We start from the raw sequence: 22099 nt of genomic DNA on the forward strand, positions 1-22099 counted from the left end.
GATCCTCTTTGAAATAGAGTTATCCTTTTACCGATCCTAATAGCACACCCTTGGCAAAATGCTTCTGTAAGAACGGGTAGACGAGCACAATCGGGACGGTCGCAACTACAATGGAAGCCATTCGAATAGTCTGCGGTAAAAAGTCCGTTGGATCTTGCTGTGATGTGGTGTTCCCGATTTGATCCTGAGATAACAAAACAATTTGTCTCAAAATAACCTGGACCGGAAATTTCTCCGCATCGTTAATATACATCACCGCATTAAAGAATGTATTCCAATGCCCTACGGCATAGAAAAGTCCAAAGGTAGCCATCGCCGGCATCGATAATGGCAAAATAATACGAAACAAAATCCCTACATCATTACAGCCATCGATCTTCGCCGAATCTACCAAGCTGTCGGGAATTTGTTGAAAAAAGTTCTTGAGCACGATTAAATTAAATGCGCTTATGGCGGTCGGAATCATCAGAGACCAGTACGTGTTGATCATACCAAAGGCCTTGACTACAAAGTAGGTCGGGATCAAGCCTCCGCTGAACAGCATCGTAATTAAAATCATGAGAAGAATGGTCCGGCGCCCTCGCAATGTCGCTTTAGCCAACGGGTAAGCGGTAAACGAGGTCAACAGCAGGTTGATCAACGTTCCGAACACCGTAATATAAATCGAGATAAGAATACTCCGAACCATCGTATCGGTTGAAAAGATGTATTTATACGCCCCCAAAGTAAACTTAGAAGGAAATAAAAGCAGCCCGCCTTTAGCCACCTCCTCTGGGGAAGCAAAAGACATTGAAACGATATATATGAAGGGAATGATTGTGATTAGGGATACAAGGGTCAACAACGAATAGTTTACCGTATTAAACAGCCGATTGCTCCAATTCTTATCTTCTGCCAGCATATTGACAGCCTCCTGACGCTTTTTAATATACGCCTTCTTCGCCGAATTTTTTCGCTATCCAATTGGACCCGAGTACTAGGACAAGCCCTACCAGGGATTTAAACATCCCGACCGCAGCACTATAGCTGTATTGTCCTTGCGTCAAGCCTTTCATATATACAAAAGTATCAAACACTTCCCCGACTTCTCGGTTCATGGAGTTAAGCATCAGAAAGATGTGCTCGAAACCCGTGTCCAAAAAACTGCCCAAGCGCAGAATAAACAAGATGACGATCGTACTGCGAATAGCTGGTAACGTAATATGCCACAACTGGCGCCAACGCCCAGCTCCATCCATACGAGCCGCTTCATATAGCTGAAGATCGACTCCGGACAGCGCTGCGAGGAAAATAATCGTTCCCCAGCCTGCCTCTTTCCAGATCGACTGGCTGATGATCATCGGTCTGAACCAATCCTCACTCAGCATGAATGGAATCTTCTCGATACCAATTTTCTGGATCAGTTCGTTTACAACTCCACCTTCAGTTGTAAATAAGACATAGAATATGCCAACCGCTACTACCCATGAAACAAAGTGAGGCAAATACAATAACGTCTGAGCAAAGCGCTTGAATATCCCAATACGAACTTCATTCAACATAAGCGCTAGTACGATAGGCAAGGGGAAGAAAAACACCAAATTATAAATCGCTAACAAAATGGTATTACGGAACAGCATCCAAAACTGAGGCTCTGAAAAAAAACGTTCGAAATGCTTCATCCCAACCCAAGGACTATTCATAAAACCAAGATGCGGTTTATAGTCCTCAAAAGCCATGGCTAGACCAAACATAGGAACATATTTAAAAATGATAAAATATAAAATGCCTGGTAATAAGATTACATACAACCATCGATCCCTGACAATATCCCTTATGAACAAAGATTCTTTAAAGAAACGGTAATTGGTTCTCATTTGTAACTGAGCTTCATACTGCTCCTTCATCCGCCGTCCCCCTGACTGAATTCATCTGTGTATCGATCACAATTCAAATCATAAGTTTCGCGGTTACAACTGGCAATAGTACTGATCGAACCATCTAAATTCTCAGTGAAATTGCAGCTTATAGCTTAAATTGGACCCCAGTTACCATTCTTTTCAGTTGCATCGTACTATCTTAACCTCTGCCCTTTATAGAATTGAAGCGTATATACATATAAATGGTGGATAGAGTTGAACGAAAAAAGTCTGCTTTGTCTCTGTATCGCAGTCGCGAGAGATTGGGCAGACTTTTTAATGGACCGTCATGGGCCGCTTATTCGTTTTTATATACCTGCAAAAGCTTATTTCGGACATAACTAAGATGTCGGTACATATGAGTAAAAGCTTCGTGTGGATCCCGATTAACGAGCGCATTATAGATATCTGTATGGAATTGGACCGTTACATCACGTTCACGTTCCCTAATTTGTCTGTCCATTTTGTCATGGGTGATGAGCAGCGGATCTATCATCCCTTCAATGATCGGATTGTTCGCACTCAATGCAATAATCCGATGAAATTCCTTGTCCGCTTCCCCATAGTTGTTATCAACACTGCCAGCGATTTCATCTATAGTTTCCTTTAATCGTTTCAACTCCTCGTTCGTAATCTTTTCTGCCGCCATGGCCACAAGTCCCAATTCTAATGCCATCCGTGCTTCGATGATCGCTGGAAGGTTGCCAATGGACAAAGCCAGCATTACCGAGAACGGATTGCTGCCGATTTTATTATTAAAATGGGTACCTCCACGGGTTTTTCTCGTAATCACTTCAAGTGCTTCGAGTGAACTTAATGCTTCTCGCAGAACTGGCCGACTCACGCCTAACATATCGATCAGTTCCATCTCGGACGGCAGTTTATCTCCAGGTTTAAGCTGACCGCTGATAAGCAGCTGAACAATGCTGTCAACGACTTGCTTGGGCAGCGTGTTTCGTTTAACAGTCTCCAATTCAACGCTTCCTTTAAGTTCTACCATATTTACCCTTCTCTCTTAGCTGACTAATACGTATAATCATATTGTAAGACGAATTAGATGAAATAACAATGCAGCCCCATAGCCATGATTTTATTTCATCTTGATTCCAATGCTAATCAATCTGCATATTCTAGCTGTGGCTGTTTGAATAAGCTCTTCAGCCGATTCTATACATTGCTCTAATTCCATGGGCCGGGGCACAATACTCATCAGTCCGTCGATCCCATGTTGAAGTACATCCTCAGCACCTGTACCTAACCCGCCGGATAAGCAGATCGTCGGGATGCCCGCCTGTTTGGCGATCTTAGCCACACCAACAGGGGCTTTACCATGCGCGGTTTGAAAGTCAGTGGAGCCTTCACCGGTTATGACCAGGTCCGCTTGCTTAAGCTTTTCAGCGAAATCTGCAGCTTCCAACACAATTTGAATGCCTGGGATCAACTTCGCATTCGTGAAAAACAACAGTCCTGCCCCTACACCGCCGGCTGCACCGGCACCCGGAATAAGTGCAACGTCCCTGCGTGTTGCCAATTGGGCAACAACCGAATAATTCTTAAGCGCATGATCTAATTGAGCCACCATGTCGGATGTGGCACCTTTTTGCGGACCATAAACCGCGGATGCACCTAACGGCCCGCACAGCGGGTTATCAACGTCGCATGCGACCTTAATATCCGTTTCGGCAATACGCTTATCTAAATCGGATAAATCGATTCGTGCGAGATTGGCAAGAGCCACTCCACCTTGGGGTAGCTCGTTGTTGTCCGAATCCAGGAATTTGACTCCTAAGGCCTGTGCCATTCCCGCTCCGCCGTCATTAGTTGCGCTGCCTCCGATACCTATAATTAGCTTTCGCAGTCCGTAATCAAGAGCCGCTTTGATTAATTGTCCAGTCCCATAAGTCGTCGTCATCAGTGGGTTCCTTTGTTCCCTCGGTACCAATGGTAATCCGGAAGCAGCCGCAAGCTCGATCACCCCGGTTTCTCCATCGCCGAGAATCCCCCAATAGGAATCGATTTCTTCACCCAAAGGTCCTACTATTTTTTGATGGATCATTTGACCGCCGGTAGACATAATAAGCGCTTCTACCGTACCTTCTCCACCATCAGCAATAGGTACCTTGCTCACTGCAGCATCAGGGAATACGTCCCGAATCCCTCGTTCCATCGCATCAGCAACAGCAAGGGCAGATAAGCTCCCTTTATATGAATCGGGTGCCAATATAATACGCATGGTGGTTCTCTCCTCTCTTTCTTTCACACATAAATCTGATAATTCTATACTTAACAAAGAAAACCCCTTATAGGTGATAAGAGGTTTCTTCGGATTCTTGGATTCTTACCTATTAACTTCAACCTTTGCCATTTTCTCATAGTAGCGAATCAAGCTGCCGTGGTCGCAATCACCCATTCCATCCACCTTCAAAGCCTGCATCATCTCCATGACGGCAGCCGTCAGCGGTAGAGGCACGCCTACTTCATGGGAGGTTTCCAAGACGTTGCTCAAGTCCTTTATGTGCAGGTTGATACGGAATCCCGGGTCAAAATTGCGATCCATCACCAGCGGCGCTTTCGCATCTAAGACGGTGCTGCCGGCCAAACCACCGCGAATCGCCTGATAAACGAGCTCTGGCTGAACGCCAGCCTTGCTGGCGAGCACGAACGCTTCGGACATTGCGGCAATATTAATGGCTACCACGATCTGATTGGCCAGCTTCGTCACATTCCCTGCTCCGATGTCTCCTGTACGTATGACAGAGGCAGCCATTGCTTTTAACACATCATAGCATTGATCGAATACTTCTTTCTTTCCGCCAACCATCACGGAAAGAGTCCCCGCGATCGCCTTAGGCTCTCCCCCGCTCACTGGTGCGTCAAGCATTTCTATCCCTTTTTCCGCCAGCTTCCGGCCGATTTCCTGGCTTGTCAGAGGCGCGATCGAACTCATATCGATAACAACGGTTCCTGATTTAGCCCCTTCGATGACGCCATTCGGGCCCAAAACCACTTCATTCACCTGTGGTGAATTCGGGAGCATAGTGATAATGACATCCACCTGCTCAGCCATAGCTTTAGCTGTTGAGGCTGTCTTGGCTCCCGCCGCTGCAAGCTCCGAACCATTCTTACTCGTATCGAGAACAACTAGCTCATAACCCGCTTTTAACAAGTTTTTACTCATGGGCTTACCCATAATACCCAACCCGATGAATCCTACTTTCATTTTCATTATAGAGCCCCCATCTGCTTCAATATGTCAGCGAGCTTATTTCTATTGATTTCGGAGCAGCTCGTGTTCGGTAAGATCGAGCCTCCCACTTCAAGACCGATGAGGTTCATGGCCTCCTTGGTCACCACCGGAAAACTTGCGAGATTAGAAGCCATGCGAAGAGGAGCCAGCTTAAACTGGGCTTCCAATGCTCCCTGTAGATCACCAGCTATAAACTTCTCATAAATTTCAACGACCAATGCCGGTACAATATTCGCCGTTGAAGCGACACAACCTACAGCGCCATAAACCAATGAGCCTAAGATCATGACATCCCTTCCCGCCATGACTTTAAATCCCTTTTCCCGTGTTCTGCGGATATACTCGGAAGTCAAAGTTAGATCGCCGCTGCTATCTTTCACTCCTACAATATTGGGAATATCGGCAAGCCGTTCAATCAAGTTAACGGAAATATTATTCCCCACACGATCTGGATTGTTATAGAGCAGTACCGGCAAGGCAGTCGCTTCAGCTACTTTACGGAAATGTTGATATAATTCTTCTTCCGAAGGCGCAAGAAACATGGGAGGTAATATTGTAATCGCCTGAGCATTTAACGATTCACCTAATTTGGCTAACTGAACGCATTCCTTAGTCGTGATGGCTCCAATCCCCATATAAACCGGCACCCGGCCCGCAACCTGCTCAATCGTAATGCGAACTGCCCGCTCCTGCTGCTCATGATCCAGTCCGTAAAACTCTCCGTTACTTCCTAAAGAAAGGATACCGTGCACTCCTCCTGCGATAACGTGCTCGACTACCCTTCGTAGTCCCTGCTCTTCCACGCATTCATCAGCATCAACGGGTGTAACGATAGGCGGTATGACTCCGCGAATAAGACTAAAGTCCATAGTGATCTCTCCTTCATTTCATTTGATTATCTCGCTTACCTTACAAGGCAAGGTTGTTTATGATCGAATTTCCAATCAGGAATCAAATACTGCATAGCCATCGCATCATCACGTGCTCCAAGCCCTTTCTCCTTATAAAGCTGGTGCGCTTTCTCAATTTCAACCATATCAATCTCAATGCCCAAACCTGGCTTGTTCGGAACTTTCACCATACCTCCGACAATTTGGAACGGCTCTTTGGTCAGACGCTGCCCGTCCTGCCAAATCCAATGGGTATCGATAGCTGTGATTTTTCCCGGTGCAGCAGCAGCGACATGGGTAAACATAGCCAGTGAAATATCAAAATGATTATTAGAATGCGAGCCCCAAGTCAGACCCCATTCATGACACATTTGAGCTACTCGGACAGAGCCTTGCATCGTCCAGAAGTGCGGATCGGCAAGTGGAATATCAACCGCGTTCATTTGAATCGTGTGTCCCATCTGGCGCCAATCCGTGGCGATCATGTTCGTAGCTGTCGGCAGCCCGGTAGCACGGCGAAACTCTGCCATGACCTCACGTCCAGAATAACCATTTTCAGCTCCGCAAGGATCTTCGGCATAAGCCAGTACATGGTGTTGATCACGGCAAAGGCGAATTGCTTCAGACAAAGACCATGCGCCGTTAGGATCCAGCGTTATTCTTGCTTGCGGAAATCGTTCGGCTAGTGCGGTGACGGCCTCGATCTCCTCTTCTCCGCGAAGCACGCCGCCCTTCAGCTTGAAGTCATTAAAGCCATATCGCTTGTAGGCCGCTTCAGCAAGTTTCACGACAGCTTCTGGTGTAAGCGCTTCCTCATTACGCAATCGTGTCCAGTCATCCTCACTATCCTGCCCGCTCAAGTAAGGAAGCTTCGTTTTATTACGGTCGCCGATATAGAACAAGTAACCTAACATCTCTACGCGGTCACGCTGCTGGCCTTCTCCAAGGAGCGCAGCAACAGGAACACCGAGGAATTTCCCCAGAAGATCTAACAGCGCTGCTTCCAAAGCAGTAACAGCGTGAATTGTGATGCGTAGATCGAAGGTCTGCAAACCGCGTCCTCCAGCATCTCGATCACCAAACAGCTTGCGTGCAGTGTTCAGAATGTTATTGTATTGACCTATGGATTGACCAATGACGAGCGCCCGTGCATCCTCTAGTGTTTGACGAATCTTTTCACCGCCCGGTACCTCACCAATACCCGTATGGCCTGCATTATCTTTAAGAATGATGATATTACGTGTAAAGAAAGGAGCATGTGCACCGCTGAGATTAAGCAGCATGCTGTCGTACCCAGCCACAGGAATGACCTGCATTTCAGTAATGATTGGCGTGCCTGAAAAACGGTTATACAGTTGCTCATGTTTCATATCCTGCATCAGATTGTTCTCTTCCCTTCATTAAAAAATAATATAAAATAAGGAAATAGTCATTTATAAGTCATATTGTAAGACAAATTAAATTATACGTCAATTTATTCTTTATGATCTGCGAACTTTGCGTGCTTGCGTTTGTAAAAATCCATCTTACGTGGATGAGTTACTCACTGATTTTAGAAAACATCTAAAAGCACAGAATTGGCAAAACCATAAACCAACTGCCGGAAATAAAAATGAGGCTCCTCGCAATTAGCAAGAAGCCTCATATGATCACCATCGTTATATTTTTTTACGGTATTCAGTAGGTGACATGCCAGAAAAGGTGCGAAATAATTTGAAGAAATAGCTGCTATTATCAAAACCAAGTTCTTCTGAAATTTGTTCAACGCTTTGATTCGATTTATCAAGCAATTCACGAGCCCTTTCCATCTTACTTCTCGTGACAAATTCGATAAATGTTTCTCCAGTCTCCTTTTTGAAAATACGGCTAAAATGCGACGAATTAAGATCTAATCGTTTAGCCATTTCGTCCATACTGATTTTTTCATTCAAATGCATCATCACATAACGTTGCGCCGCGACGATTTCCTTTCGGCTAGATTGATCTTGGTGCAATCTCACGTTTTCCATTTTTTCAACCAAAAATTCGATTAACCATTCACGAAGATGATCTAGTGTATCGATTGCATATACCGTTTGTTGCAATACCTCTGCACTATAGTTCGTTAAAAAATGCTGCATGACTGTGTACTTCAGTTCTATATCAGAAACGATTTTTAACACCCAACTACGAACGGAATCCATTGGATACTTATTTGCATCAATTTGCCCAATCCACTTTGCAATTGTTTCTTTTACATAATCAACATCGCAATTAAAAATACAATTTTTAAAGTCATCCAGAGCCGCTGTATAATTGACAAATATATCGTCCTTAGTTGTCTCAATTTGCTGCAATTTTAAAATTCGATTTTCTCCAGAATAAAAACGGAAAGTTTTTGAATTTAGTAATAGAGTGGTCTGTTTTTTTAATTCTAACATCGTATTGCAGACTTCACCGAAATAAAAAGAAGTTCCAATTTTCATATAACGATTTATTGATTTTTGAACATTTTGTAATTCTATATTTATTTCTTGCAATATGTTCCTTTTAATTGACTTAGGATAGGGATATAGGACAAAATAATGTCTCTCATTAAGTGTTATGACAACATTCCCCTCGATTTTGACAGATTCGTTCAGCGCATTATCTATTACAAATTGAAGTTGGTGCCCTCCTCCAAACCTCGTCTCTAAATCCGAAAACCGTTCTAGCATGCATTGCACAGGTATATAAGGAGTTCCTTTCATTAATCGAATGCCACTATTTTCAGCCCTCTCTAGCCACTCTGTCTCATTCCAAATAGGTTGGTCTATCAATGAACGCAAAAAGGTTGTTCTTACCGATGAGAGGCTATGAAAAACGACATCTTGAAGTTTTTGTAGGTTACGAAGCATTGCTTCTTCTTCGTTCAACTGTTTAATAAGTTCGCGTAGAATAGTTACTAACTGATCGATGCGAAGAGTTTCTTTTAAAATATAATCATTAACACTCAGCTTTACAGCCCTTTGAGCAAATTGAAAATCTTCATGACAAGACAGAATGACAGTCTTTAAGCCAGGATTGATTTTTCTAGCCTCTTCAATTAAATCTAATCCATTCATGATCGGCATACCGATATCGGTAATAAGAATATCAGGCATAAGATTTTTGCAAGCCTGAACCGCTTCCTGTCCATCAGAACAGGCTTCAATTAGATCCAAACCGAGTTCTTGCCAAGGGATTTTTGCCGTCAAGTAATCAATAACAGGCATATGATCGTCAGCGATAATTACTTTATACATATCATTTATTCTCCATTTTTGAAATTGGGAAGATAATTACAACCCTGGTACCAAGATTATTCTCACTTTGTATCGTCATCTGAAATTGCTCCCCGTAAATTAACTTTAGCCGTTTATACACATTAGATAGCCCTATACCTGATATACGCTTACTACCATTGTCAGCGGATTCTTCAATAATCTGTCTTTTGTTAAGTATTAATCGTTCCTGTAAAGAACTCAATGTTCTAGTATCCATACCAAGCCCATTATCACTAACCGAAATCTGTAAGTTTTCTTCTACTTTGTCCGCATTTATCGTAATAAATCCGCTTTTTCCAGTAAAACCATGCTTATAAGCATTTTCAATGATTGGTTGTAGTATAAATCTTGGCACAGTTTCCGGAAGCAACTCGGGATTCACATGGATGTGAGAAACGGCTGGATGCCGCATAGTAAAGTTCATCAATTCCATATACTGCTTGGCCATTTCAACCTCAACAAACAAAGACACAAACTCCTGCTGCGTGGAGATAGTAGAACGTAATAGAGATGACAAAGATCCAACTAGCTCGGCGTTCTCTTCGTCATCTTTCATTAGTAGCTTTAAACGAATTGAGCTTAGTATATTGAATAAAAAATGAGGATGAATTTGCGAATGCAGCATCTCAATCTCGGCCTGCCGCTTAAGCTCTTGTTCAAGTTTGACTTGTGCGAGCATCTGGAGTAAGCGATCAAGCATATGATCAAATGCAAGACCCAGACGTCCAACTTCATCCCTTCCTCTTATGTTAGATCGCACCTCTATATCCCCAGCTTCAACCTTAAGCGCAACTTCACCAAGTACTTGAATTGGTTTTGTAAATTTCCGAATCAAATAAGCGAGAATGATGATAAATCCAACTACAAAAAGCACCTGTAAAACCAAACCGGACCGAGAAATGTTGTTTAATTTATCGGTTAATTGTTCGTACGGAGTCAGACTGACCAGGGTCCACCCCGCATGACGCAGGGGTTTAGTTAAATAGAGGTGAGATTTTCCATCTAAGCTAATAATCTCAGGTGATTCAACAACACCTTTTTGAATTAAGTTTATAAAATTATCCCCAATGTAATCCTTATTTCTGTGGGCCAGTATACGACTATTCGTATCCAACAGAAAAATTTCCTCGGAAAATTTATCGAAAATATTACTGAACGTATTCTCCGTTCGGCTTACGATCAAATAAGCAAGTGGATTCGCAGAATTATCCATTAATACTCGAGCTGTCATGATGACATAAGGGTTGTCTTCTGCCTGGGATTTCAAATAATTGGGTTGGACGCCTAAAAAAAGCGTGTCTAAAGCTGACAATCGAGACAAATCATCAAACCAGACTTGTTTCCTAAAATTTGAGGGCTCAAACTCATAATACGAATAACTTGAAAAGTAGCGTCCATCCATAGTAAGTAGGGTGAGCTGTATATCGGGTTTATCGCTAACCAATTGTTCTAATTTTTCCGTTACCGACTTCATTACTAAAGGATCATACTTACCCTTAAGCAAGCTCTTTAGCTCCGAATCAAATTGAATCATGTTCGATACGGCAACCATTTCATCGATTACCTTATTGATTTGACCCTGCACATTTTGTAAAATCTGGTTTGAACTTTCTAACGTATGTTCTCGAATGATTCGCTGTGAAAAAACGTTTGTGATATATAGCATGATGATGGTTGGCAGTATCAAACAAGCGATTGATGTAATAATCAATTTTTTCCTGAGGGTCAGATTTCGGAAGAATAATAACATGATAAGCTCCTTTTTAGAGACTAAAGGACCATAACTGATGAAGGAATTTTTATTGTACCGTCTCTCGTGATTAAAGCAGCCTTTTAGTTTTTACGAAATGATTTCCAATTATTCTGAATCATACGATACGCCTAACGACTATACCATCAATTATTTTGACATATTAAGAAATATTTTTTCTGAGGTTATATCATTTCAAGTCCAAAAAGGACTCCTCGGAGCGAGAAGGATGCTTGTTAACCGCTCCTTCTCTTTACATCAATAATTGACCATTTGAAATAAAAAAATGACTGCAATATTTCATGCAGTCATTTTCCAAGTAATTAGCAGTGTTTCACGCCATTTCAAATCCATTTTAATTTCAAAACCAATCTGCATAACCTAATTTTCTTAAGTTGTCACCAGAAGTTTTCAAGCAATCAAATGGATCCCGCCCGTATAAATCATCTTGTTCTACTAAGAAATACTGTGAACCACTTTCAAGACCGGCCTCAATAATACCTTTCATATCAAGGCTGCCCTCACCAACCTCTGCAAATTGAACAACATTAGAAAATGCCTGCATGAATTTACTCATGTCTCCACCCTCTAAGGCACTCGAATCGAGCTGTCCAATACGATAGTCCTTCAAGTGGAGCAATGCGATGCGGCCTGCGTATTTTTTAATAAACTCAACAGGGTTCTCACCCCCTCTTTGAATCCAATGAACATCTAACTCAAATCCAATATTAGAAGTATTGTCTTTAATAATATCTAATAGGTATTCGCCATCATATTTCTGGAATTCAATATGGTGGTTATGATAATAAAGTTCGATGCCATGCCTAGCTAATCTCTCTGCTACTGCATCTGCTTTTTGGACAAATTCCATAGTTTTATCTTTACTACCGATTAAATTGAACGGAAGCATCCCTATACGTAAAAAATTACAATTTAAGGTTTTACAGTCATTTACAATTTTATCGAAATTGTTACCTAATGTTTCTCCTTGCATTCCAGGCATCATTGGCTCTAGTGCTGCGGAAAGCGAAGCAATTTTGATATCGAAATCCGCACTGGCTCTTTTGAGCTCAGATACGTTTTCCGCCGTCATTGGAATTTGTGATACCTCTACGCAGCGGTAGCCAAGCTCACTTACCTTTCTCAGGGTCTTATAAACACCTATTTCCTCAACTTTGCCTTTGAGCATCATCATTTGAACACCGATTTTACCTTTTTTCATTTTGTACCTCTCCATTCTTTTCTAAATTAGAAGTGATAGATGTGTCGCAAACTTTGCAAATTCCAAGATGAGTTTTCAACTTGTAAAATCCTGTTTTAAACGTAATTGCTATGTTCGTTAAGGGAACAATTTTATTGCATTTGATACAATATATGCACATACTCTTCTTCCCCCAAATTAGTAGAAATCCGGTAAATGGAATCTCCACTTCTTTACCTAGTATCCGCCTTGCGCTCCCGCTCCAATAATTCCTAATCTTACGTTTTTCATAGTTATCTCTCCTTGTTTGTTTATCCCTTTACACTGCCCATGGCAACGCCCTCAATAACATGTTTCTGTCCAATGATGAAAATGATCAACAACGGTAAAATAGCGGATACGGCTCCAGCCATGATGAGGGAATAAAACTCGCCATTCGCATCAGCAAACTTACGCATACCGAGCTGTAGTGTAAATAATTGATCCGAACGGATAAAAATCAACGGATTCTGGTAATCATTCCAAGTCCAGATAAATCGCAGGATCATATAAGTCGCCATTGCTGGCTTGACAAGCGGAACTGTAATCTTGGAGAAGATAGTCCAGTGATTCGCACCGTCGATCCTCGCCGATTCAATAATTTCATTATGAATACCCATGAAAAACTGCCTCAGCAGGAATGTCCCGAGAACCCCGGATGCACCTATCAAAATCAGACCAATATGACTATCGAATAATCCTATCCAACGTATCATAATAAATTGCGGCACCAGAATGGCCTGGCTAGGAATCATGAAAGTTACTAACACTAAAATGAACAGAATATCACGCCCCTTGAAGGACACTTTTGAGAAGCCATAGGCTGCCATACAAGAGATCAGTAATGAGAACAGAGTTGTTAGTACAGATACTTTCAAGCTGTTCCAATAATACATGGTAAAAGGCAGAGCCCCTGCCCAAACCTCTGTATAATTTTCAGCTGCTCTCCATGTCTTCGGAATCCATTGAATGGGATAAGCCAGCACTTCGAGTTCTGGTTTGAATGAAGCAGAGAGCATCCATAAGAAAGGCATAGCAAAAAATATTCCGCATATTGCCATAACCAAAGTTACTAATGTACGATCAAAACGAATTGATTTCATTGGAACACCCCTTAGTAGTTTACCCATTTCTTTTGACCAACCCATTGAATAAGAGTAATCACTAGAATGAAGAGAAGTAGTACGATACCCATCGCAGAAGCGTAACCGGATTTTAAATTTATAAATGCAGTTTCATATAAGTAAAATACGATAACGGAAGTGGATCCGGCTGGTCCTCCGTTCGTCAAGATCATGATGAGATCAAACGCCTTGAAAGAAGCAACCAAGCCCGTTATTAACAGAAAGAAAGTAGTTGGTGAAAGCATTTGCAGAGTGATGGAGAAAAATTGACGAATGGGTGAGGCCCCATCAATGTCAGCTGCCTCATACAAATCCTTAGGTATGTTTTGCAGCCCAGCCATAAAAATAATCATATTGAATCCCAAAGATGACCATACCAAGATAATCATTACTGAAAGTAGGGCATAATTCGTGTCAGCGAGCCACAACGGCGGATGTGCGATCCCGATTGACTTTAAGAACCCATTGATCGGACCGTTGGTCGGATGAAATAATACCCTCCAAAGGACAGCCACTGCAACAAAGCTGGAAATAAACGGCATAAAGTAGACTACCTTGAAGAAGGTTTTGAAGTACGTCACTTTATTAATAAGCACAGCCAATATTAAGGAAAGAAAAAGTGAAACGGGTACAACGGCCATCAACGCAATGTTATTTTTCATGGAATGAATGAACTCCACATCTTGGAACAGCTTTTGGTAATTAGCGAACCCAACTGATTTGATGCTGCCTAGACCCGATATAAAATTCCAATCGGTGAAGCTAATGATACCAGAAAGAAGAATGGGTATAATCGTAAGCACGGTAGTCGTAATAAGCATAGGTCCAGTAAAAAATAAACCAGCCCATGCATCGTTGTGAGAGCGCTTTCGGGAATTTCGCAGAACCTTCTTTGATACGGTTCCAGTGGAGCTTTCTATCAAGCCTTGTTTCAAATCGATCACCTCAAAGTTGTTTGGTTATGCTTTTATTATAGGGAGCAGAAAGAGCAAACACATCTAAATATTTTTTCTTTTCAGAAAAATATTTGTGCGTTTTATGTTCAAGCCAAGCAAACACAAATAATCGCAGATCAAGTGATCGGCGATTCATTCTTGAAAGTAAACATTTATTAATTACGGGGTTATTTTTTCGAAATAGGACTAAAAATAGCTCTTACCAATTGCGAAGGACCTGGCAACTCTGGAAAGTAAATTAAGAGGATTCCTAACACCCACCCCGCACAGAGAAAAGCAATAAATGCAAATTTCACATTTTTGGAGGACGTCTTCACTTTAGACCGTTCGAACAAATATATAATAACCACAATAAGCGAGTCACCAAAAACTTGGGCTACTTTCATTTTTCCTTCTCCGAATCTCCTGGAATTCCAGCCGGTTTGCTAATAATGCCGGTGCGTAATATTCGTGCTTCAACGACTACCTTCACATCAATCTCAGGATACAAATCCACCCAATTATTCTTTATTTTTTTCCATTCATTAGGGTATTTCCTATGAAAAGCTTCTCCAAATTTGAAAATGTCCATTTTCATTTTTTTTTGTACTTCCTTTAAGGCAGATGAAGTTTCCTTTTTTATCTCGTTCTTTATTTCTTGTTCCAATTCTTTGATAACTTCGGGATTGGCTAACTCCAATTTAGTCTCGTTCTGTACGACTACATTATCGGTTTCTACCTTCACCGTTATCTTCCAGTCACCATTATTTATTTGAGGTACTAGTTTGCTATTAGCATGAAGAACTCTAAAGGATACATTCCCACGATCTGTTTTCACACTAATAATTGGATTACTTATCTCGTTCCTCAACCATTGAATTCCTCGAACATATTCGGTTTCAACTTGTCCAATTAGTTTATCCTGTTTAAAAACAGCAATGCCTGTGATGATTCCAATTTGATTCTCAGAGTTTTGGGTTCCACTCGTAGTTAATTTGTCTATTGATGGTAAAGCTAATTCTAAAAGAGATGGCTCTTTCATAGCTTGCCACATTTCTAGCATAGTGACCCCCATCACATCCTTAGTTTCTGCCATCTTTCGAAGTACCCTCGATTCATCTATTTCAATTAGAGGCTGGATATTGAACATATCTTTAGCCTTTCTCTTACTTACAAAAATATAAGAATGTTCTCGACCTTCACGAACGAGATAGTCAATTTCTCCACTAATCCCTTCTTTTGCTAACGATTGCCCAAAAATAAAAACGTCATTTTGTCCCCAAAAAATTTTACGCGAGATTTTTTTCTGGAGTTTATTCACAGCATCAGCAACTGTAACTCCTTTCGCTGTGTAGCTAATGGTACTGCGGCTTTTTCCTCCGCCTCCTCCTTTTCCAACTCCTCCGACTGCTTTTGGATCCAATACTTCGACTGTCAGTTCAATATTATCGTCTTCTGATTTATCAATGGCGGCTCCTTTGATAATGGCCAAATCAATGATTTCTTTTTTATCCCAGCAACCAGTTAAGAGTAAAGTACTGAAAATAAGAGTGGTTGTTACTGTCATCCATTGAACTTTTCCATTCATTACAACCACCTCTCCTATATTAAGCCTCTTTTTCTTACTTTGGCTAAAGTTATTAGTAATAAAGGGATAAATGTCAAAACCGAGGGGATATATCCTATCCATGATTTAAAATATACCGTTAAATCCAGATAGCTTGGAGCAACCCAAAACGATGTAAGCACTACAAGCCAGCTAAAAGGAAAAACCAGCAGTCGATAATTAGGAAGATGCAGCCATTTCGCTGTTCCCAAAACTAAAGCATAGTAATACAACGAAACTTTAATTAACATCCCCGTAATCCAAACGGGCATAACAATGGATTCGATATGTTCAAAAAAGCTTGCATAACTGATATAACGTATCATCACTAGAAAGGGATATTCTGTGTTCCATGATATATTTTTTAGTACTAGAAGAGCTATTATATTAACAAGAATAAAAGTCAACACGACAGTTAAGATGGAGAGCATTCCCCATTTCAGGGCTTTTTTCAAAACAGTTACGTTAGGTAATATCATGGATATTACAAAAATTTGACTGAACCAACTTAAAGTCGAAATTGAACCTTTGACGGAAGGCAACAAACCATTCTCGAAAATGGGAAATAGGAATTCAGTGTCTGTCTCTTTGGCCGCTAATAGAAGTATGGCCAGTATAGAGAGAAAGTAAATTGGGAATAGAAATTGCGCCATTTTTCCAATGACTTCAACTCCGCCACGAACTGCAAAGGAACAAACCAAAACAAAACTTCCGCTTACAACAGCCATCGGTGTGGAAGGTAGGAAGTTACCTATAATAAATTCGCTATATTCTCGCACAAGAATTCCTGTTTCATGAAAAAAGTGAAACAAAAAAATGACCCCTATTACTTTTCCACAAATTTTTCCCACTACACGTTCACTATACTCAAAAACTGTTTCATTAGGAAAAGATTTGTTCAACTGATACGCAATCCAAAAAGTTAATATACCAATCATTGATCCCCAGATTGGCGAAATCCATAAGTCCCGTTGCGCATCTTTTCCAGTAGCCATAGGAACAAACATAATATCCATGCCTAAGACTAACAAATAGATCAAGATGCCCATTTGTAAACCAGTTACTTTTCCTTTGTCTATCAAGGGTTTTCTCCCCCTTTGACTGATTTCTTCTCTTATTTCTCAAATTACGGCAGTACTCATTTTTCTTTTCTGTTCAATTCCGAATAAAACAAAGGGGATCGGCCAAGTACATCCTTTAATCCGTTAATATTGACTGGTGACATAGGTGAAAGATAAGGGACACCAAAAGAGCGTAGGGAACAGCAATGGATCAGCAGACCGCATAGAAAAAGGATTATTCCTACGAAACCTAATGTTCCTGATAGAAATATCAATGGTAAACGAAGCATCCGAAGAGAAACGGACATGGAATAGCGAGGTATTAAAAAAGAACTTATTCCAGTTAGAGCCACGACCATCACCATAGGAGAAGAAACTAAACCTGCTTGCACTGCAGCTTCTCCAATGACTAAGGCACCCACAATACCTACTGCTGGGCCAACCTGTTTGGGGAGTCGGAGACCAGCTTCCCGTAATACTTCAAAACTTACCTCCATTAATAGAGCTTCTATTAGCGCCGGAAAAGGTACATGTTCTCGGGAAGCTGCGATACTAATCAGCAATATGCTTGGTATCATCTCTTGATGAAAAGTAAGTGCAGCTACATAAATAGAGGGCAATAGTAAAGAAAATGAGACAAATATATACCTGAACCACCGTATCAATGTACCGCTCCAAAAGTTTTGATAATAATCATCTCCTGCTTGTAAAAAGGAGAAAATAGTAATAGGAGCTATCAGTACGGAGGGACTGCCATCAGTTAAAACAGCTACTCGTCCCTCCAATAAAGATCCAACGACGTTATCAGGCCTTTCTGTATCTAATAATTGAGGAAAAGGGGAAAAGCGGGAATCAGAGATCATTTCCTGTATATATCCACTATCGACTATTCCTTTAATCTGAATGCGCTGTAATCGATCATTTACTTGCTCAACTATATGAGGATCAGCAATGCCTTCAATATAAGCGATGATAACACTCGTACGTGTGTAGTTTCCAATTTGTAACGACACCACTTTAAGTTCTGGAGTTCTAAGTTTACGCCTAAGAAGTGATGTGTTCACCCCCAATGATTCCGTAAATCCTTCTCTAGGACCGCGGACTACCCTCTCAGCATCGGGTTCAATAATTGAACGTTTTTCCCACTCTTGAAGACCTAATGAAACGCCTTCCTTCGCCCCATCGAAAAAAAGAATAGGATTTCCGGCAGATATAGACTCAATCCCCTCCGCGAACGTCTTGATTTCTGTTACTTTAGCTACTGCGATATTTTGTTGAAATAGCGGTAGACTATTGTTTATTGAAACAGTCATTAAGGTGGAGAGAAGGGAATCCAGTTCTTGAATATTTGATAATCCGTCTATATATATAAGTAACGCATCTGTTTTCTCCTTTAGCTGAAAGGGACGAATTACCACATCTGAACAATTCGCATAAACGTTTTCAAACATCATCTTATTTTCTTCTAAAATAACTGAGATGGGTTGGTTATACTTATCAGAAACATGCTGAAGTTTAGGTATTTGATGACTTCCCAATCCCATAATCTTCCCCCACTCATGTAGAAAAATATTTTACCACTAGATAAATAATTCCCTATTTATAACAATATATGTATGCTCACTTTAACCTGCGGAAGTTAACTGGTGACATACCTGAGAATGCTTTAAACAATTTAATGAAATAACTGGTATTCTCATAACCAAGCATTTCAGCAATTTGCTCTACATTTTTTTCAGATTGTATTAAATACTCCTGTGCTCGTTCCATTTTAGACCGTGTTGCGAATTCAATGAAGGTCTCTCCCGTTTCAAGTTTGAAAATACGACTGAAGTGACTCGCATTTAAAAAAAGCATGTGAGCAACCTCCTCCATCACGATTTTCTCTGACATGTGCGTCATCACATATTGTTTCGCTTCAATGACTTCTTTTCGTTGACTATCGTGCTGTGTTCTTGTAACATGATTGATTTTTTCCAAGATGAAATGCTGCGTATAATCAAACAGTTCGTCCAATGATTCCAATTCCAGTACGGTATTATGAATCAGTTCTTTTGTATAAGCCTTTTGAAAGTGTTGCTGTGATCGATACTTTAAATCAATATCGGACAAAAGCTTAATCGCCCACCCTCGTACTTCCTCCGCCTTAAACCGAAAAGTTCTAAGCATTTTTTCCAAACCAGTTAAAATTCCATCCATCCTATCTTTACTACCTTCTGCAATCAGTTGTTTTAGCTCATCTGATGCTTGAGTGAAATATTTATAGATATCATCAGATGAGCATTGAAACTCCTCCCATTTATAGATACTCATTTCTTTAGCATAAAACCGCTGATCCTTACTGTTCGTTAATTCCTTCAATCTCTGTTTGATTTCTTGCGGCGTATGAGCAGGCGCCGAAATCATGAGAGACAAGCTGATTTTTAAATGTTTTTCAAACTCCTCCTGTATGTTAGTTAGTTTATAGAGAATCTCATCGTATTCTCTAACCATAGGATTTCTTTGTAGAGGAATCAATAAAACGATTTCGTTGGCTGTGCACAGAAAGCTCAATCCTAGTCTTTTTTTATCAACTAAATCACAGAAACCGTTTTCAAAAACAAACTTGAACAATTCGACCGTTTGATATCTTTGTTTCAATTCACGGAATCTATTTGCGAAGCAAAGAACGGGTAAATATCTGATCTTGTCCAAATCGATTCCAAACTCATACGCTTCAGCCAGCCAACGTTTAGTATCATTTATCGGATTAATAAGAGTCGAGCGAATAAATGTTTCCTTTAATAGAGAATTATTCTGGTCTAGAATCGTTTTTAAGCGCACTTGACCCTCTCGTACTTTATTTTCTTGTTCTAATTGCAATTGTGTAGTTTTTAGAATTTCGATTATTGTCTCCGGCTCCATCGTTTCCTTTAGGATATACTCCGTGACGTTTAACTTGACAGCCTGTTGGGCATATTGAAATTCGTTATAACACGACAGAATAATAACTTTCAAAGGAGGGGCAAGCTGTTTAGCAGCCTTCGTGAGTTCTAAGCCGTCTATATCTGGCATTCCAATATCTGTAATGAGGATGTGCGGCATATCAACCTTACAATGCTCCAAAGCGTCCCTACCGTTTTGATGCATGCCAATGACCTTCATTTCAAACGATTCCCATGGGATAATGTAAGATAAAAACTCAAGTACAGGGTAACTGTCATCGACGAGAATCACTTTCCACATTGGCATTTCTTCCTCCTCCTCCTGGAATACATATTTTAACCACTGTGCCCTTCTCTGGTTGACTTTCTAGATCCATTTGAAATTGACCTTCGTAGACCAAATTCAATCGTTCGTATACATTGATTAAACCAATGCCATACATAGCTTTACGGTTTTCTTCTTGTACATTACTGCTTCTTAAGCCGGATTGAAGTTTTTTTCGCAATACCTCCAATTCATTCATCGTCATTCCAGTTCCATCGTCTTGGATGCTAATTAACAGTTTTTCTTGTTCTTTCCATGCCTGGATTCGAATCATTCCCTCATTTTGTTTTAAACCATGGATTAATGCATTCTCAATAATGGGCTGTAGGATGAAACGCGGCACCATCTCAAGCAATGTTTCTGAACTTAAATCGATCTCATACTGAAATAGATTCTTTGATGTGAAGCACATTAATTTCATATAATCTTGTACAAGGCCTACTTCATCTTGTAAGTGGACAAATTCATGCTCATTATTGATCGTTTGGCGAAGCAGATGCGTTAAAGAAAGGATGATGCTAGCATGCTCTCGATCTCCTCGGAGCATAATTTTGAGTCTAATGGCATTTAAAATATTAAATAAAAAATGCGGATTAATTTGAGCCTGTAACATAGCAAACTCTGCTTTTCTCTTCATTTCTTGCTCATAAGTAATTTGTTTCACCATCGACTTTATACTATCAAGCATATGGTCAATTGAACGACCCAGTTTTACGAACTCATCTGCTCCCTTGATATTAGATCGGACTGACAAATTACCTGCTTCTATACTGTTTGCTACTTGAACTAAGCGGAAGATCGGTTTTGTAAACCGGCGCAATAAATAAATTAGAATGAATAAAAATAAAATGACAAAGCTGATTTCTAGCAGAAAGTTGGATTGGAAAAGAGCATAAATTGGAGATGTGGCTTTCATGTAAGGAGTCAAACTGACTAGTATCCAACCGGCAAAAGGGAGATTTTGTTTGACGAGAATCTGTTCCACTCCACCGATTGTGAGCAAGGAATTCTCACTTGATTTATTCAACTCCTCGATTTGCGAATATGTCTCTCCTATCCGATCCAAACCCGATATGATTTTGCCTTCATTTGAAAGCAGCATAATATTTTGGCTTTCGCTGTACTTTGTAATGATGGAACGAAGCTGTAATTCATTTACGCTAACAATAACGTAGGCATAAGGTTCTGAAGATACATCCCGCAAAGCACGGGCAACGGTTACCATATAAGGATTTCGCCCAAGTTCAGATTGAATATACGTAGGATGAACGCCTACCCAGTACGTATCGAAAGTGTCCATCTGCTCAAGGTTCGGATACCAGGGTTCGCTTTTAAATCGTATAGGATCATATTCATAAAAACTGTAATTCGAATAATACCTGGAACCAGGGAGCAATATCGTAATATAGGTTCCAGGACTATTTGAAATAAGTGGATCTAGTTTCTCCTCCACCTTCTTTTGCATTTCAATTAATTTACTACCTTCCGATTTAGGACTCTTCAATAAGGATTTCATTTCCACATCAAATTGAATGTTATTCGTAATCCTAATCATGTTGTCCATAATATTTGTCACATGAGCCCCAGTAACTTGTAAGGATTCCGAAGCAGTTTGAACTACACGTCCCTTGATTAAATCAATTGTAAAGAAACTAGAGAGCAATATAATCGCCCCGACAGGAATCACTAAACAGAGCAATGATGTTAAAATGATTTGTTTTCGTAAAGAAGATTTTAAACCGTTCAACCATTTCATGTTTATTGCACCACTTTCCTAGTGGGATTACCATAAGACATTATATAAGGAAAATCAAA

General features: G+C 40.6%; 17 protein-coding genes. All 17 read right to left on the minus strand.

What is annotated here, in order from left to right; translation table 11 throughout:
* Positions 1-19: 19 nt before the first annotated feature.
* Complete coding sequence (locus AC58UU_RS18015) at positions 20-901, minus strand: carbohydrate ABC transporter permease (RefSeq protein WP_497317910.1); 882 nt, start codon at positions 899-901, stop codon at positions 20-22.
* A 22-nt stretch (positions 902-923) separates the two neighbouring features.
* Complete coding sequence (locus AC58UU_RS18020; RefSeq protein WP_497318298.1) at positions 924-1856, minus strand: ABC transporter permease; 933 nt, start codon at positions 1854-1856, stop codon at positions 924-926.
* A gap of 340 nt (positions 1857-2196) precedes the next feature.
* Positions 2197-2898, minus strand: coding sequence for a FadR/GntR family transcriptional regulator (locus tag AC58UU_RS18025; protein ID WP_497317911.1), 702 nt, complete (start codon positions 2896-2898; stop codon positions 2197-2199).
* A 90-nt stretch (positions 2899-2988) separates the two neighbouring features.
* Positions 2989-4131, minus strand: a complete 1143-nt coding sequence (locus AC58UU_RS18030; RefSeq protein WP_497317913.1) for a glycerate kinase — start codon at positions 4129-4131, stop codon at positions 2989-2991.
* 105 nt (positions 4132-4236) lie between these two features.
* Positions 4237-5124, minus strand: coding sequence for a 2-hydroxy-3-oxopropionate reductase (garR, locus tag AC58UU_RS18035; protein ID WP_497317915.1), 888 nt, complete (start codon positions 5122-5124; stop codon positions 4237-4239).
* Entirely contained in the window at positions 5124-6014 is an 891-nt protein-coding gene (dapA, locus tag AC58UU_RS18040; RefSeq protein ID WP_497317917.1) for a 4-hydroxy-tetrahydrodipicolinate synthase, read from the minus strand. The genes garR and dapA overlap by 1 nt, the downstream gene beginning before the upstream one ends.
* A gap of 35 nt (positions 6015-6049) precedes the next feature.
* Entirely contained in the window at positions 6050-7414 is a 1365-nt protein-coding gene (gudD, locus tag AC58UU_RS18045; RefSeq protein WP_497317919.1) for a glucarate dehydratase, read from the minus strand.
* Between the two features lie 279 nt (positions 7415-7693).
* Complete coding sequence (locus tag AC58UU_RS18050; RefSeq protein WP_497317921.1) at positions 7694-9298, minus strand: response regulator transcription factor; 1605 nt, start codon at positions 9296-9298, stop codon at positions 7694-7696.
* 1 nt (position 9299) lies between these two features.
* Positions 9300-11069, minus strand: coding sequence for a sensor histidine kinase (locus tag AC58UU_RS18055; RefSeq protein ID WP_497317923.1), 1770 nt, complete (start codon positions 11067-11069; stop codon positions 9300-9302).
* Positions 11070-11430: 361 nt separating this feature from the next.
* Complete coding sequence (locus AC58UU_RS18060; protein WP_497317924.1) at positions 11431-12291, minus strand: sugar phosphate isomerase/epimerase family protein; 861 nt, start codon at positions 12289-12291, stop codon at positions 11431-11433.
* A 290-nt stretch (positions 12292-12581) separates the two neighbouring features.
* Positions 12582-13412, minus strand: a complete 831-nt coding sequence (locus AC58UU_RS18065; protein ID WP_497317926.1) for a carbohydrate ABC transporter permease — start codon at positions 13410-13412, stop codon at positions 12582-12584.
* Between the two features lie 11 nt (positions 13413-13423).
* Positions 13424-14254 carry a carbohydrate ABC transporter permease gene (locus AC58UU_RS18070; protein WP_497317928.1) on the minus strand — a complete coding sequence of 277 codons (831 nt, stop codon included), beginning with the start codon at positions 14252-14254 and terminating at the stop codon, positions 13424-13426.
* Positions 14255-14771: 517 nt separating this feature from the next.
* On the minus strand, positions 14772-15956 hold the full coding sequence (locus AC58UU_RS18075) for a Ger(x)C family spore germination protein (protein WP_497317930.1): 1185 nt from the start codon (positions 15954-15956) through the stop codon (positions 14772-14774).
* Between the two features lie 14 nt (positions 15957-15970).
* Positions 15971-17056 (minus strand): GerAB/ArcD/ProY family transporter, encoded by a 1086-nt coding sequence (locus AC58UU_RS18080; protein WP_497317932.1) that lies wholly within the window; start codon positions 17054-17056, stop codon positions 15971-15973.
* A gap of 56 nt (positions 17057-17112) precedes the next feature.
* Positions 17113-18579, minus strand: coding sequence for a spore germination protein (locus AC58UU_RS18085; protein ID WP_497317934.1), 1467 nt, complete (start codon positions 18577-18579; stop codon positions 17113-17115).
* 76 nt (positions 18580-18655) lie between these two features.
* Complete coding sequence (locus AC58UU_RS18090) at positions 18656-20251, minus strand: response regulator transcription factor (RefSeq protein ID WP_497317936.1); 1596 nt, start codon at positions 20249-20251, stop codon at positions 18656-18658.
* Positions 20235-22040, minus strand: a complete 1806-nt coding sequence (locus tag AC58UU_RS18095; protein ID WP_497317938.1) for a cache domain-containing sensor histidine kinase — start codon at positions 22038-22040, stop codon at positions 20235-20237. Before AC58UU_RS18095 ends, AC58UU_RS18090 begins: the two co-directional genes overlap by 17 nt.
* Between the last annotated feature and the right edge of the window lie 59 nt (positions 22041-22099).

Source organism: Paenibacillus sp. JT22N1, assembly GCF_059692155.1.

Coding starts and splice junctions, on each gene's coding strand:
- AC58UU_RS18050 (WP_497317921.1), bottom strand. CDS start 9,298: ATGTATAAAGTAATTATCGCTGACGATCATATGCCTGTTATTGATTAC.
- AC58UU_RS18020 (WP_497318298.1), bottom strand. CDS start 1,856: ATGAGAACCAATTACCGTTTCTTTAAAGAATCTTTGTTCATAAGGGAT.
- gudD (WP_497317919.1), bottom strand. CDS start 7,414: ATGCAGGATATGAAACATGAGCAACTGTATAACCGTTTTTCAGGCACG.
- AC58UU_RS18025 (WP_497317911.1), bottom strand. CDS start 2,898: ATGGTAGAACTTAAAGGAAGCGTTGAATTGGAGACTGTTAAACGAAAC.
- AC58UU_RS18065 (WP_497317926.1), bottom strand. CDS start 13,412: ATGAAATCAATTCGTTTTGATCGTACATTAGTAACTTTGGTTATGGCA.
- dapA (WP_497317917.1), bottom strand. CDS start 6,014: ATGGACTTTAGTCTTATTCGCGGAGTCATACCGCCTATCGTTACACCC.
- AC58UU_RS18095 (WP_497317938.1), bottom strand. CDS start 22,040: ATGAAATGGTTGAACGGTTTAAAATCTTCTTTACGAAAACAAATCATT.
- AC58UU_RS18055 (WP_497317923.1), bottom strand. CDS start 11,069: ATGTTATTATTCTTCCGAAATCTGACCCTCAGGAAAAAATTGATTATT.
- AC58UU_RS18085 (WP_497317934.1), bottom strand. CDS start 18,579: ATGGGATTGGGAAGTCATCAAATACCTAAACTTCAGCATGTTTCTGAT.
- AC58UU_RS18075 (WP_497317930.1), bottom strand. CDS start 15,956: ATGAATGGAAAAGTTCAATGGATGACAGTAACAACCACTCTTATTTTC.
- garR (WP_497317915.1), bottom strand. CDS start 5,124: ATGAAAATGAAAGTAGGATTCATCGGGTTGGGTATTATGGGTAAGCCC.
- AC58UU_RS18030 (WP_497317913.1), bottom strand. CDS start 4,131: ATGCGTATTATATTGGCACCCGATTCATATAAAGGGAGCTTATCTGCC.
- AC58UU_RS18015 (WP_497317910.1), bottom strand. CDS start 901: ATGCTGGCAGAAGATAAGAATTGGAGCAATCGGCTGTTTAATACGGTA.
- AC58UU_RS18070 (WP_497317928.1), bottom strand. CDS start 14,254: ATGCTTATTACGACTACCGTGCTTACGATTATACCCATTCTTCTTTCT.
- AC58UU_RS18060 (WP_497317924.1), bottom strand. CDS start 12,291: ATGAAAAAAGGTAAAATCGGTGTTCAAATGATGATGCTCAAAGGCAAA.